Raw genomic sequence first — 12,530 nt, 5'->3', positions numbered from 1 at the left:
ATCAGCGCTATGACGATGGGTGATCGCGTCGACTGGAACGACCTGCGTGACCGCCGGATGGCGGAGCCCGGAGCCGCCGAGGCGTACGAGGCGACGCGCATCGCCTTCGAGCTCGGGCAGGAGGTGCGGCTCCTGAGGGAACACAAGGGATGGAGCCAGAGCCAGTTGGCAAGGTCTGCGGGAATGACCCAGTCGGCAGTGGCCCGGTTCGAGGCTGGCGGCACCGTGCCCACCCTGCCGGTCCTGGAACGTCTCGCACGGGCGCTCAACAGGAAGCTGGACGTCAGGTTCGCTCCGAAGGCCGACGCCGTTTGACTCTTCCGGGCCATGTCGTCAGGTCAGGACATGTATAAGCAATACTCAAGGACGGCGGGTAATGCTTATATCGACATCTGTCTGGCAAGCGCTGAACGAAGCTGGAGTCACGCTGGTGTACTGCACCGCTTCTTCGGCATGTCCGGTGCGGCAGGTCTGAAACAGGAGTTGCCGAGCATCGCCGACCGCACCCGGATGCGGGCGTTGGTCCGAGAGATCGTGCCAGCCGGATAGCTTCACAGGCTCAGGCGGCGATGGTGCGGGCGGTGGCGTACACGTCGGCGGGGAGGGCGTGTGTCAGCCGCCAGATGATCCGCATGGGCCGGTCGCCGGTGTGCTCGCGGTAGGTCATCGGGCCGGCGTAGAGGTAGGCGGGCGCGCCCAGGTCCCGGTCCGCGACCCGGGTCTCGCGTACGAACAGGTGCACCGTCGAACCGTGCGAGGCGTGATGGATGTAGCGCTGCCCCGTCGCCGAAGCCGATGACGTGGTGCTCTGCGACTCCCACTGGAACAGGCTGTCGGTGATAGCCCGGTCGGCGTACATGGTCGTGGGGGAGTAGTGCGCCTCCGACTTGACCAGGGTGACGAAGAAGAGGTCGGCCTGGGCGTCGGGCAGCCACTTCACCCCCTCCCGCAACGAACCCGGGTTCGGCATGCCAAAGGCGGCGCACGCCTCGTTGCGGCTGTAGCGGGCGTGCACCCGCAGCGGCACCTCCGCCGACAGCGGCTCCGGCGTGACCCGGTGGATCCGTTCGCGCAGCACCTCGGCCACCTGCCGCAGCTCGGCGCAGCGGGCCGGCTCGGCCCAGAGCCGCGCCAGCCGCTCGTCCCGCGAGGTCAGCGGCGCGTTCGGCCCCCACAGGTCGAAGTGCAGCATGTCCCAAAGCCGCCCGGCGCCCGGCCGTTGGCCCGCCGCCACCCGGGCCAGCAGGTCCAGCCGGTCCGGGTCGTCAACGTGCAGCATCCGCCCGATGGCCCGGCCCAACTCCCGGTCGTCCGGCCCCGGCGTCGAAGACTCCAGCCCGGCGAGCCGCCGCAGCCCGGTCCATCCGCCGACGGTCGCCGACCGGTACACGTCCTCGATCTCCACGCCGGTCTCCCGCAGGAACCCGGCGAGGCTGACGTCTCCGAGGTGCCGCAGCTCCGCCAGCAGGCCGTTCTTCGACGTGGGCATGACGGTACGCAGGTTGTCGAGCACGACCTTGCGGGCGACCGGATCGAGCTGGATGTGGCATCCGCTGGGCAGCGACGGGAAGCCCTGCTCGACCGCCTCTTTGATCTCTCTGCGGCTGACCCCGGTCAGTGCGCGCCAGCGCAGATCGAAGCGGAAGTTGGCGTGCTGCCCGCCGATGAAGTCGAGCACCGTCAGGCAGGGCTTGTCGTCGTCCAGGCGCAGCCCTCGGCCGAGCTGCTGGAGGAAGATCGTGGCGCTCTCGGTAGGCCGCAGCATCAGGATCGTGTCGACCATCGGCAGGTCGACGCCCTCGTTGAACAGGTCCACGGTGAAGAGCACCCGCAGCTTGCCGGCCTTGAACTCCCGCAGCAGGTCATGCTGCACGGGCCGGTCCACCTGGGAGGTCACCGCCGCCGACGGCACGCCGTGCCGGGTGAACCACTCCGCCATGAACCGGGCGTGGGCGATGCTCACGCAGAACCCGAGCGCCCGCATCCGGTCCACGTCGACCGTGTCGCGTACCGCCTTCAGCACCAGCCGCGCCCGCGCGTCGTTGCCGGTGTAGAGGCCGTCGAGCTCGCCCAGGTCGTACCCCTGGCCGCGCTTCCAGCGCAGCCGCGACAGGTCTACGTCGTCGTGCAGCCCGAAATACTGGAACGGCGCGAGCAACTGCCGCTCCAACGCCTCCCACAGGTGCAGCTCCACCGCCACGCGGCCGTCGAACCACCGCCGCACATCGCGGCCGTCGGCCCGGTCGGGGGTCGCCGTCAGCCCCAGCAGTACGCGCGGCCGAAGCCGCTCCAACAGCCGGGCGTACGTCGGTGCCTCCGCGTGATGGAACTCGTCGACGATCACCATGTCGTACGCCTCGGGGTCGATCTCCCGCCGGTGCAGCGACTGGATGGAGGCGAAGACGTGCCGCCACCTGGTCGGGGTTTTGCCCCCGACCAGGGTTTCGCCGAAGCTGCCGTCGAGCATGACCTGCCGGAACATCGCCAGGCTCTGGGTGAGGATCTGCTCCTGGTGGGCGACGAAGAGCAGCGAGTCGACCTGGTTGTTGCGGTGCAGGCGCCGGAAGTCCAGCGCCGCGACGACCGTCTTGCCGGTGCCGGTTGCCATCACCACCAGGTTCCGGTGCCGGCCGTGCACCTGCCGCTCGGCGTCCAGGTCGGCGAGGATCTCCGCCTGGTACGGGTACGGCCGCACGTCCAGGTTGGCGATCTGCGTGGGCGAGTCCTCGCGCCGCTCACCGCTGAGGGCGTTGCGCAGCCGCTCGGCGTCCCGGCTGGCGTCGTAGTCCTCGAACGCCGGGTCGTTCCAGTAGTCCTCGAACGTGGCGGTGAACGTGTCGATGACGTGCGGCTGCTCGACGTTGGAGACGCGCACGTTCCACTCCACGCCGTCGATCAGCGCGGTCTTCGACAGGTTCGACGATCCGACGTACGCGGTGGTCATGCCGTTGTTGCGGCGGAACAGCCACGCCTTGGCGTGCAGCCGGGTGGTCCTGGTCTCGTAGGACACCTTGATTTCGGCGCCCAACTCGGCGAGCCGGTCGAGGGCCCGCTGGTCGGTCGCGCCGAGGTAGGTCGTGGTGATGACGCGCAGCTTGCCGCCCCGGGCGATCAGCTCGCGAATGGCGGGCTCGACGATGCGCAGGCCGTACCACTTGATGAACGCGCAGAGCAGGTCGACCTGCTCCGCCGATGCCATCTCGTGGGTGACCTCGTGGCCGATGCGGGGCTGGTGGCGGCCGTTGACCAGGAGGGCACCGGTGGAGAGCGGGGTGGTGGGGCGTTGGGGGAAGGCTGGTTGTGCCGGTGGGGTGGGTGGGGCGGCGATGGAGTGCAAAAGGTGCCTGGCGTCGGTGATCTGGTCGTGTGTCGTCGACGCCTGTGGGCTCTCGGCGGCTATGGCGTCGGCGATGCGGTTGGCCAGTTCGATCTGGTGACGGAGCTTGTCGTCGCTGTTGGGGACGGCTTGCAGGGCGCGGTGGGCCAGGGTGGCGATGTGACGGGCGAGGGCGTCGGGGGCGTCGGCGGGGTCGAGCTTGTGGTGCTGGATGTGGGCGGGGTCGACGTGCTGGAGGCGGGAGGCCAGCTCACGGGTGATGAGGTGCTCGTAGAGGCCCCGCTCAAGATCCGTCACCTCAGCAAGGTAGCTGTGCCTGTCCCTTAGCGGTGTCGGATCCATGACAATTTCGGCCCTCCTCGATGTGATGGGAGGCCGCTGTCATTGGGTGGACGCTGCGTCGCGCTACGTCTGGCTGACCAGCAGAAATTCGGTTCCTAGGCTGGCGGGTTCGGGCAGCGTCGCGACTTTGTCGGGCCCTGGTCTCTGCCGGATGCGAGCGCGATCGAATGAGAAAGACACGCTAGGCTCTAAGCGCGAATTCATGGAAGATCGCGGATGGTCCGACGGCCATTCGCCAGCCAGTGCGGCGCATTAGTGACGTGCGTAGCTCGATGTTCGCTGGGGAGAGCATGAGCGATATTTCGGGACTACCCGAATTCTGGGAGGAGTTTTGTTCTCTAGGGAAGGAAGTTGACTACTTTGTAACTGCCCGTCTGTTCGACGGGACACCCGCAGCCTGGCCTCACGAACTCAATTACATCAAATGGCGGCATCGGGTTGCAACCGAACTTGACGTCGACCCGATGTCGGTCCAGCTAGTCGGAAGCGCCCGTTTGGGCTATTCGCTCAACCCAAAGAAGAACTTTAGAAAGTTCCATGAAAGCTCGGACTTGGACATCGCGGTGATCTCGCCGGAGTTGTTCGATCAAGCGTGGGGTGAGCTACGGGACATAATTGAAGACGAGTTCTTCGCAAGCAAGAAAAACTATCTCCGAAAATTGGTTTTCGAAGAGTGTATTGCCCTCGATGTTATACTGCCTCGCCTGTCTTTCGGTGAGCGGTGGTCACGGTCGCGAGATAGCTTCATCGAGGATCTCGGCGAGGCGTTCATGAATTGCGAAGTCAATTATCGACTGTATCGTAGTCATAAGTCACTCAGGGTCTATCAGGTGAAAAGCGTGAATATCGCGCGGAATCGTGCGATCGAGGAGGGCGTGCACAATGACTGATCACGGGCTTAAGTTCGAGATCGAGTCGAAAACTGTGGCCGAATTCCGGTCGCTGAATAAGTCCGGCGAACTGATCCTTCAGCCTGAATATCAGCGCCAGGCTGTTTGGCCCGAGCGGGCCAAAGTGTCCTTGATGGAGACCATTCTTCTCGGATATCCAATTCCGGAGATCTATCTTGCTTACGAGACCTCGCCGGAAGGCGAGCAGAAGGCTTCCGTTGTCGACGGTCAGCAGCGTCTCACCTCTCTGCTTGGGTTTCTGAACAACAAGTTTCCGCTGGACGGGCTAGAGGACGAAAAGTTGAGGGAGAAGTTCGAGGGATTGTATTTCACGGATCTCCCCGACGACGTACGTCAAGAGTTTTTCCAGTATCGTTTTCCAATTCGGCGCCTGTCGAACCTGGCCGATGAGTTTGTGCGCGCAGTTTTCGCCCGCGTCAACAGGGTTAATATGGTGCTAACGGAGCAAGAGCTCCGCAATGCTCTGTTGCCTGGCCCTTTTAATGACTTTCTGAAGGATTGTGTAGCACACCCAATAAGTTCGGTGTCCGGAGTTTTCAGTGGTGAACGACGCAAGCGAGGTGGTGACCTGGAGTTCTATGCCGAGGTATTCGGAACCTGCATCTTCGGGCTGTCCAACAAAAAGACCGAACTTGACGAGCGTTATGACAAAATATCCGCAGACTTCGAAGACTACCAGGATCGTTCGATAGAATTCCTCGCGCTACTGACGTTCCTGAAGAATACTATTAAGTGGGCGGGTCGAACCAGGTGGTCGAACATCGTCGATATGTTCACGCTGCTGCATGTTTCTTGGGGTCTGCGAGAAAAGTTCGGCAATGCTGACCCGGTCCGGGCGGAGCAAATTCGAGATATTCTGGACCTATTCCAGCGTGCGGTATCGGCCAAGAAGCGAAACGGCGATAACGGTGAGAGTGCCAACCTCACTACATTTCTTTCGGTAATTCTGGAAATGGCGCCAGGGGAAGTCGACAAGGCCATCGAAGGTTATATGTCAGGTATCCGGAACTCGTCCGATTTGGGGTCGCGTCGAATTCGCTCCCAGCAGCTAGGAGCTTTACTTTCGAGGAAGCTCGAGAGCTGAACGAGCCGTTGCGTATTGAAAGCCTCTGAGGTGCCGCTTCGCCAATATCTGCCGAACTGGCTGGTGCTCCAGTAGCTTGCCGGCACCGCCCGCGGTGCGCTCAGCCTATCCCGTTCGGCGCTTGGCACAACGCGCAGCGCCCACTGCCATCGGCGCGGACCCGCTGCCGCACCGGGGCAGTCCGGGTGTGTCTTCCGTCTCCTCGTCATACGCAAGCGGAAGGCCAACGGTCCGGCGAAATCTGCTTCACCAAGACGTCATATGTAGGTGCGTGCTCCCAACCAGGACGAAGCGCGGTGATCTTTTGCCAGCCCCAGCTTCGGTACGCGGCTTGGGCGGGGGCGTTGTTTGGCTCTGCCAGGAGAGTGGCCCGTTCCTGGGTACGTCCAGCGAGTAGCTCGTCATGCAACGACTTGGCGATTCCTCGGCGGCGCCAGTCAGGGGCCACCATCAGCTCGCTGATGGCGAAGGTCCGCTTCCCGTCCTCGTCGGTGAACCCGGCCGGGACGGGCTCGTGGATACCGCCCCACCATCCGGTCTCGGCGGGCATTGGAAACCCGTAGATGTATCCCACCAACTCGCCGTCGACCGTGGCGGTGACGAGATCCCAACAGGCGCGCTGCATGTGGCCGGCAAGCTGTCGGCGGTACCGGTCCTCGCTGTGGAACTCGCCGCCGTCCGCATACACCTTGAGGTAGAGCCCGACGAGCCGGTCGATGAGCCCGGCCGCCTGCTCGGCGGTGTGGTGCCGCAGGTCCAAGCTCTCGATCATGCGTGCACCGCCTGGTCGTAGGCCTCGACGAACTGCCGGGTCGCGGCCGTCGCCCGCTGTGGTTGCCCCAGGCTGGACCGGAGCTGTGCGAGGTGGAGGCTCACCCGCCCCGAACTCACCCGACCAATGTCGGGTAGCAGGTTCATCGCCGTGTATGCCGCCTCGTCGAGGTTGCCCTGCCGGGAGGCGGCGTCGGCGAGCTGAACCGAGTAGTAGATCTGATTGCGCCGGAGAACAGGGGAGGGGTTCTCCGTGATGGCTCGGAAGGCGTTGGCGGCGCGTTCGGGCCTGCCCAGGGCCAGGTAGGAGAGGCCCTCGATGCCCTTCAGCTCCTGCTCGGTGACGAAGTGAAGGAACGGCATGTCGTCCTCGCTGACACCACGCTCAAACTCCCGTCGTGCTCTGCTCATCGCCCGGTGGAAACCGCTCATGTCGTTCAGGGTGGCGTAGGTGCTCGCGGCACGGAGGTGTAGCAGCGTGGCCAGCCGCGGGGTGCCCCACCCAGCGGAGGACCGGAGCGCCGCCTCGGCGGCGTGCAGCGCCTCACCTGGACGGTCCCGCCAGGTCAGCAGCGCAAGGTGGGCGAAGGCGCGTACCTCCATCCGAGGGTCATCGGCGAAGCGGGCTCTGGTGATCGCCTCATTGAGGTAGGCCCTGGCCTCCGGGCGGCGATTCGCGTCGATGGTGAGCCAGGCTGTCTCTATGGCCAGGTCGGCGAGGGTGGCCTGGAGGGCTTCGCCGACGTCTCGGCTGTAGGTGGCCTTCGCCGCAGCCGCCGACAGCTGGGCGTGCACCCGGATGGCGGTGTCGCAGAGCCGGTTGGCACCCACTGCCGCGTCGGCGCGGCGGAACTCGTTTACCAGCGAGTCGACGGCGCGTACCTGCTCCATGCCGATGCTCCGGGCCGCGTTGTGGGGTGCGGCGAGCAGGTCGAGGGAACCGGTCGCGGCAATGCCCGCGAGCGCGGCGAGGGCATGGAACTGTCGGCGGTCCGTAGTGCCACCTCCTTGGGTCGATCCCGCGATGCAGGCATCAGTCAGTGCCGGTGGGGCTGTCGGTCCGGCTTCTTTCACGGGCACGGCGTCGTGCTCCGCAACCTCGGTCAACCGGGCGGGGAGGCTGAACCACAGGAAGCAGGGCGGGACCCGGAGCAACTGCGCCCAGTGCGTCAGCCGATCCAGGTGCACCAGCGGTGGCCCGTTCTCCACCCGGCTGAGCTGCGCCTGCGTGATCCCCAGCCACCCCGCCACCACGGTCTGCGGCAGCGCGGCTCGCCCGTGGTACGGATGGCACCGGTACGCGCGGATGACCCGCCCGAGGTGCCGCTCCGCCAGCGCCCGCCGCACCGGCTCGTGCTCCCAGAAGCTCGCCGGCACCACCGGCGGCGCGCTCAGCCTGTCGCGCTCGGCGGCCTGGCACGGCGCGCAGCGTCCGCTGTCGTTGTCGCGGGCCAGTCGTCCGCCGCACCGGGGGCAGTTCGCGTGTGTCACCGGCAACCTCGCCGCTCGCGGGTGGCTGTGTCGATTGCGCTCCGTAGAGCTTATCCATTCAATCTGTTCCGAGCGCTCCCGGTATGCGTGGGACGCATATCGACGATCCCCGCGCCGTCATGTCGGGTCCACGTGGCCGTCCCTCCCGGCAAAGGCTGGCGCCGCCGGTAGGGTCGGTCGTCATGCGGATGGTCTACACCTCGGCACCCCCCGACGCCTTCTACCCGGCGCGGGAGCGGCTGGTGCGCAAGCTCGACCGGTGGGCCCGCAAGCACCGCCGGCCGGTCGACCTGTTCGTCATCGAGGCGTTGCTGGAGCACCGCTGGTCGGCGGGTGACGGGCTCCTCGGACGGTGGCAGCCCGAGGACCTGGAGGAGACACTGCTCGACTGGTTTCCCCGTCAGGTGACGTTGTCACCTGACGAGTGGGCCGAGGTCGTGCCGACCGTGGGTGCGTTCGTCGACTTCCTCTTCGAGCAGGACCTCGCCGACCGACACTGCGCCGACCGGCACCTGCTGCACGGCCTCCTGGACAAGGTCGCCACCCCCTTCGACGAGGCGATGGCGGACCAGAGCCGGTACGGGCTCGCGAAGTTCTGGACCGTGCGGATGCTCGCTGAGGGCGTCGACCCCAGCGACCAGGTGGCCGCCGAACGGTTCATCGCGGACCTGGATGCGGGCCGCATCGCCGTCGATGAGGCGCTGCTACACCGTGTGATGGCCAACCATCTGCAAGCCGAGGACTCCGACCAGCACCCACCGCTACCACTGGTGGCCGTGCCCGACGACGACACGCTTCGCGAGCTGGCCGCCGGGACGCCGGTCGTACGCCAGCTGGGGGAACTGGTGCGGTGGCTCGGGGACGGGCGGACGCTGACCACGACGGGCAGGCTGCGGCTGGCCGACGCGCGGGAACTCGTCGCGCTGCTGGACACCGGCGACGTCATCGACCCCGTCATCGGCGACCGGGTGTTCAAGACGCGCAGCAGCGACGACCTGTACGGGCTCACGGTGCTCGTCGCCTGGGCTCGGGCGGCCCGCGTCGTGCGGGTGGTGAAGGGCCGGTTGGTGCCGGTCAAGAGCGCGGCGAAGACGCTGGCCGACCCGCTCGCGCTGGCCCGACGGGCCTTCGACGGGCTGTGCGAGCTCGGCGGGGCGGTCTGCGGCAGCGGGTGGGCCGAGTCGGTCCTGCGGTGGCGGTTCGACGATGCCGTGTTCGCCGTGACGATGGCGCTGCTCGTCGCGCCGGAGCCGACGCCGATCGACGAGTTGCGGCAGCTCGCCTACGAGGTGGCCTGCGACGGGCTGGGGTTCGAGCCCGGCACCGAGGAGCAGGAGCGGGGCTGGCATCAGCTCGCCGACAACGACACCGACCGCCTGCTCGACCTGCTCGCCAGGCTCGGCGCGGTCGAGACGGACGGCGGTGTCGTCGGGTTGACCGCCCTGGGCGTCGGTCTGCTCGCCGGGCACCTGCGCGAACAGGGCGTGGCCGTGCCGACCATCGACCAGTTGCTGGAAGAAACCGCGGAGGTCGTCGTGGCCACCGCCACCGGCAGCCCGGCGGAAACCGCCGCCGCTCTTCTGCGCGACTGGTGCGCGCGCAACTCCGCCACTGCCTCCGCGGAGCTGCGCGCGCTGGCCAAGCGCACCGACGACCCTGAACACCGTCGGCTCGCCCTGACGTACGCCTGAGCGAGTGGTGGGTAGCTGGAGGACTTTGGCTGGCCATGCCGCTGTGCTGTCGACCGATGGATCTGGCTCTGCCCCTGCGGTCAGGGTCGCGTCGAGGCAGTCGCCTGTCAGGCGTACACGCTTCGCACGGCTTCAACGAACGATTGCCCGCGCGCCGAGGGTGCCCCGTCCTTCGCGGGGACCAGCTCCATCCGTAGGTCGTACGTCAGTTCAAGCTGAACGCCGGCGCCGTCGGCGTCCTTGTTGACGAAGTTCGCGGTCGACGTGCCGGCGATGTCCGCAGGCGCGGGCTGGACGACGCTGAAACCGGCGGCGCGAAGGGCTGTCGCCAGTTCCACACCGGTGGCGGTATCCCGTCCGCCGATGTAGACGACCTTGCCCGCCTTGGCCGTGCCGTGCACCGACAGTGCGTGGGTCCGCTGGCCGATCAGGATCAGGCACTCCTCGACGTCCCAGTTCTCACTCGTGACGTGCAGCCGGGGAAAGTTCTGACCTGCCGGCAGCAGACCCTTGAACTGGCACTGGGTGTGGTCGGTGCCCGCGATCGCGTTCGCGATCTCGCTGGTGCGTGACTCGATCGAGCCGCCGTGTGGGGCGACGACGATCAGCGGTGAGTTGGTGATCTTCCAGCTGAGTTCGTAGGCGACGTCTGCCTCTTCGACCTTGCGCAGCGCGGTCATCGACGGATACTCGCCCACACTGCCCACCGCGGCGGCTGCCTGCTGCGTCGGCGCGTCGTCCACCCGGGCGATGCCGTACCCGGTCATCAGCACGAGCGGAACGGCGAGAGCACTGAGCATCCATCGCACGTGTCTGTTCAAGGGATTCTCCTTGTGGTCGCGTTGATCTCGCCGCGTCGACTCTATCCACTGACGTCACTCTGCGCGGGCACGGTGCATGCAGTGCGTGTTCGTGCCGTCCTCGGCACCACGCAGCCGCGCTCGGGGCGGACGAGTGACGAACCGCATGCACAGCGTGTATCGCCCTCACGGTGATCGCGGCATACCGGGAGCCCTGGCCGGAGGCGAAGGTCGACGTATGGCCCGGGGCGGGTGCTGGCTCCGGAACTGCGTCGATCCCCGAACGACACAGCTCCGCTCCCGCCCACCCCGGCGCCACTCCAACCGTTGGCAAGGGGCCTTCCTCTACCGAATCCGTTAACAAGGGCACCTTCCTTACACCCTCGAGGAGTTGGCGTGAGCGAGCAGGAGGTGGTCGGGCGGTGGCTGCGGCTCGTGGTGGCGGACGCGGAGCTGTCGCCGTACCTCATCGGGGTCGACCTGGAGCGGCTCGGCGCGCACCTGGCGGCGGGCCTCGACGCGGCCCTCGAAGGCCAGCCAAGAGAGGACCCGTGGCGCGGGTTCGGCCTGTCGGAGGAGCAGCACCGGCGCATCGTCGACTACCTGGCGGGGGTGCTCTGGGCGCTCGACGTGCCCGACGACCGGATCGCCCGCGCCCACCGGGCCTTCGCCGGCGAGGTGGGCGCGTGACCATCGTGGCCGCCTGGGAGACAGCCGTCGAGCGGGGCGCCGACGACTTCTGGTGCACCCTGGAGGACCGCCGCCCCGGTCTGCTCCCCGAGCGGGACGCGCCGCTGCTCTTCGCCGCGCTCGGCCGCCTCACGGTCGGCGGCGACGACCCGGCCGGGCGGGCGGCGCTGCTGGCGGTGCTCGGCCGCGCGTACCGCCGGCATGGTCTGCTGCCGCACGCCGCCACCATCGGCGACGCGCTGCTCGCCGCCGTCGCCCGGCGCGCCCGCCCGCTGTGGACGCCGCGGCTCGCCGACGCCTGGGAGCACGCCGGCCGCCGCGCCGACGAGGCCGTGCGCCGCGCCGCCGCCCGCGCCGACGATGGCCCGGCCTGGTGTCCCGCCGAGGTGATCGGCCACGACCGGCCGTGCGACACGATCGCGATCCTGACCGTACGCCCCTGGCAGCGCCTGCCCTTCCGGCCCGGCCAGGCGGTCCCCGTCTGCACGCCGCGCCGGCCCGGCCGCTGGCGCTGGCTCTCCCCGGCCAACGCCCCGCGCCCCGACGGCACCGTCGAGCTGCACGTCCGTGCCGTCGCCGCCGGGGCCGTCGCCCACCGCCTCGTCCACGACGTACGCCCCGGCGAGCTGCTCCATCTCGGCCCGCCGCGCGACGCCGGGCTGTGCCTGGACCCGTCCGCGCGGCGGGACCTGCTGCTCGTGGCCGGCGGCACCGGGCTGGCGCCGCTGCGCGCTCTCGTCGAGCAGGTCGCCGCCGCGCCCGGCGGCCGTCGGGTGACCCTGGTCGTCGGCGCGCGCACCTTCACGGACCTGTACGACGCACCCGCCCTCGACAAGCTCCAGTCTGCCCACGACTGGCTGACCGTCGTGCCCGCCTTCAGCCACGACCCCGGCGCCGAGCCCGCCGAGCAGGGCGACGCCCTCACCATCGCCCTGGACCATCATCGACCCGAGGATGACGTGTACGTCTGCGGCCCGCCCCCGATGCTCGCCGGCGCGCGACTGCGGCTGCTCGCCGTCGGGGTGCCCGCCGAGCGTATCCACCTGCCGGCGGAGCTGGTGCCCTGATGGCCGTCTACCGCAGCCGGCACGTCCTGCCCGGTCCGCTCACCCCCGACCGGGTCCTGGACGTCGCGCTGCCGCGTACGCCGCTCGGCCGGCGCGGCTACCGGGTCGACGAGGTCGACGCCCTGCTGTGCCGCCTCGCCCACGAGCTGCGCGACCGCAACCGCCAGCTCGACCTCACCCGCGCCGAGAACCACCGCATCAAGGAGGCGCTGCGCACCTGGCAGACCCGGCACGCCGAGGAGCGCTCGCGTGCCCGGCAGGCCGCCCGGTGAACGGTCGCCATTCGGGCGGCTGTTGCCCGGTGGCTCTGGTCTTGGGGGTCCCGGGAAAGCCCGGGCAACCACGA

At 67.9% G+C, this 12,530-nt stretch carries 11 protein-coding genes; 7 read left to right on the top strand and 4 right to left on the bottom strand.

All coding sequences use genetic code 11. From position 1 onward, the window contains the following. Positions 1 to 9: 9 nt before the first annotated feature. Positions 10 to 315: a helix-turn-helix domain-containing protein gene (locus ACPXCB_RS08280; RefSeq protein WP_425873678.1), complete on the top strand. Its 306-nt coding sequence runs from the start codon at positions 10 to 12 to the stop codon at positions 313 to 315. 244 nt (positions 316 to 559) lie between these two features. Here ACPXCB_RS08280 and ACPXCB_RS08275 read toward each other — a convergent pair whose 3' ends face one another. Continuing rightward, positions 560 to 3,679: a DUF3427 domain-containing protein gene (locus tag ACPXCB_RS08275; protein WP_425873677.1), complete on the bottom strand. Its 3,120-nt coding sequence runs from the start codon at positions 3,677 to 3,679 to the stop codon at positions 560 to 562. Positions 3,680 to 3,939: 260 nt separating this feature from the next. On the opposite strand from ACPXCB_RS08275, the gene ACPXCB_RS08270 reads away from it, so the two are divergent. Together ACPXCB_RS08270 and ACPXCB_RS08265 are read left to right on the top strand one after the other, a co-directional pair. Next, positions 3,940 to 4,569: a hypothetical protein gene (locus ACPXCB_RS08270; protein WP_425873675.1), complete on the top strand. Its 630-nt coding sequence runs from the start codon at positions 3,940 to 3,942 to the stop codon at positions 4,567 to 4,569. Next, positions 4,562 to 5,674 carry a DUF262 domain-containing protein gene (locus ACPXCB_RS08265; RefSeq protein ID WP_425873674.1) on the top strand — a complete coding sequence of 371 codons (1,113 nt, stop codon included), beginning with the start codon at positions 4,562 to 4,564 and terminating at the stop codon, positions 5,672 to 5,674. The genes ACPXCB_RS08270 and ACPXCB_RS08265 overlap by 8 nt, the downstream gene beginning before the upstream one ends. Positions 5,675 to 5,879: 205 nt before the next feature. On the opposite strand, the gene ACPXCB_RS08260 is transcribed toward ACPXCB_RS08265, so the two are convergent. Together ACPXCB_RS08260 and ACPXCB_RS08255 are read right to left on the bottom strand one after the other, a co-directional pair. Further along, positions 5,880 to 6,446 (bottom strand): GNAT family N-acetyltransferase, encoded by a 567-nt coding sequence (locus ACPXCB_RS08260; protein ID WP_425873672.1) that lies wholly within the window; start codon positions 6,444 to 6,446, stop codon positions 5,880 to 5,882. Further along, positions 6,443 to 7,936 (bottom strand): hypothetical protein, encoded by a 1,494-nt coding sequence (locus ACPXCB_RS08255; protein ID WP_425873670.1) that lies wholly within the window; start codon positions 7,934 to 7,936, stop codon positions 6,443 to 6,445. Before ACPXCB_RS08255 ends, ACPXCB_RS08260 begins: the two co-directional genes overlap by 4 nt. Before the next feature lie 182 nt (positions 7,937 to 8,118). Here ACPXCB_RS08255 and ACPXCB_RS08250 point away from each other — a divergent pair, with 182 nt between their 5' ends. Then, positions 8,119 to 9,627, top strand: coding sequence for a hypothetical protein (locus ACPXCB_RS08250; RefSeq protein WP_425873668.1), 1,509 nt, complete (start codon positions 8,119 to 8,121; stop codon positions 9,625 to 9,627). A 107-nt stretch (positions 9,628 to 9,734) separates the two neighbouring features. Here ACPXCB_RS08250 and ACPXCB_RS08245 read toward each other — a convergent pair whose 3' ends face one another. After that, positions 9,735 to 10,448, bottom strand: coding sequence for a poly-gamma-glutamate hydrolase family protein (locus ACPXCB_RS08245; protein ID WP_425873666.1), 714 nt, complete (start codon positions 10,446 to 10,448; stop codon positions 9,735 to 9,737). 375 nt (positions 10,449 to 10,823) lie between these two features. On the opposite strand from ACPXCB_RS08245, the gene ACPXCB_RS08240 reads away from it, so the two are divergent. The 3 genes from ACPXCB_RS08240 to ACPXCB_RS08230 are packed head-to-tail and all read left to right on the top strand — an operon-like array spanning position 10,824 to position 12,456. After that, complete coding sequence (locus ACPXCB_RS08240; protein ID WP_425873665.1) at positions 10,824 to 11,117, top strand: hypothetical protein; 294 nt, start codon at positions 10,824 to 10,826, stop codon at positions 11,115 to 11,117. Then, a complete protein-coding gene (locus ACPXCB_RS08235; RefSeq protein WP_425873663.1) occupies positions 11,114 to 12,184 on the top strand; it encodes an FAD-binding oxidoreductase in 1,071 nt (356 codons plus the stop codon). The genes ACPXCB_RS08240 and ACPXCB_RS08235 overlap by 4 nt, the downstream gene beginning before the upstream one ends. Then, on the top strand, positions 12,184 to 12,456 hold the full coding sequence (locus ACPXCB_RS08230) for a DivIVA domain-containing protein (protein WP_425873661.1): 273 nt from the start codon (positions 12,184 to 12,186) through the stop codon (positions 12,454 to 12,456). Before ACPXCB_RS08235 ends, ACPXCB_RS08230 begins: the two co-directional genes overlap by 1 nt. The last annotated feature ends 74 nt before the right edge of the window (positions 12,457 to 12,530 follow it).

The sequence above is a fragment of the Micromonospora sp. DT62 genome (genome assembly GCF_049847285.1).
GTDB classification, from domain to species: Bacteria; Actinomycetota; Actinomycetes; order Mycobacteriales; family Micromonosporaceae; genus Micromonospora; species Micromonospora reichwaldensis.
This window is presented reverse-complemented; position numbering and strand designations above follow the sequence as displayed.

Bases quoted from the DNA above. Each gene is read 5' to 3' on its own strand.
- ACPXCB_RS08230 (WP_425873661.1), top strand. From the start codon at position 12,184: ATGGCCGTCTACCGCAGCCGGCACGTCCTGCCCGGTCCGCTCACCCCC.
- ACPXCB_RS08260 (WP_425873672.1), bottom strand. From the start codon at position 6,446: ATGATCGAGAGCTTGGACCTGCGGCACCACACCGCCGAGCAGGCGGCC.
- ACPXCB_RS08275 (WP_425873677.1), bottom strand. From the start codon at position 3,679: ATGGATCCGACACCGCTAAGGGACAGGCACAGCTACCTTGCTGAGGTG.
- ACPXCB_RS08265 (WP_425873674.1), top strand. From the start codon at position 4,562: ATGACTGATCACGGGCTTAAGTTCGAGATCGAGTCGAAAACTGTGGCC.
- ACPXCB_RS08280 (WP_425873678.1), top strand. From the start codon at position 10: ATGACGATGGGTGATCGCGTCGACTGGAACGACCTGCGTGACCGCCGG.
- ACPXCB_RS08250 (WP_425873668.1), top strand. From the start codon at position 8,119: ATGCGGATGGTCTACACCTCGGCACCCCCCGACGCCTTCTACCCGGCG.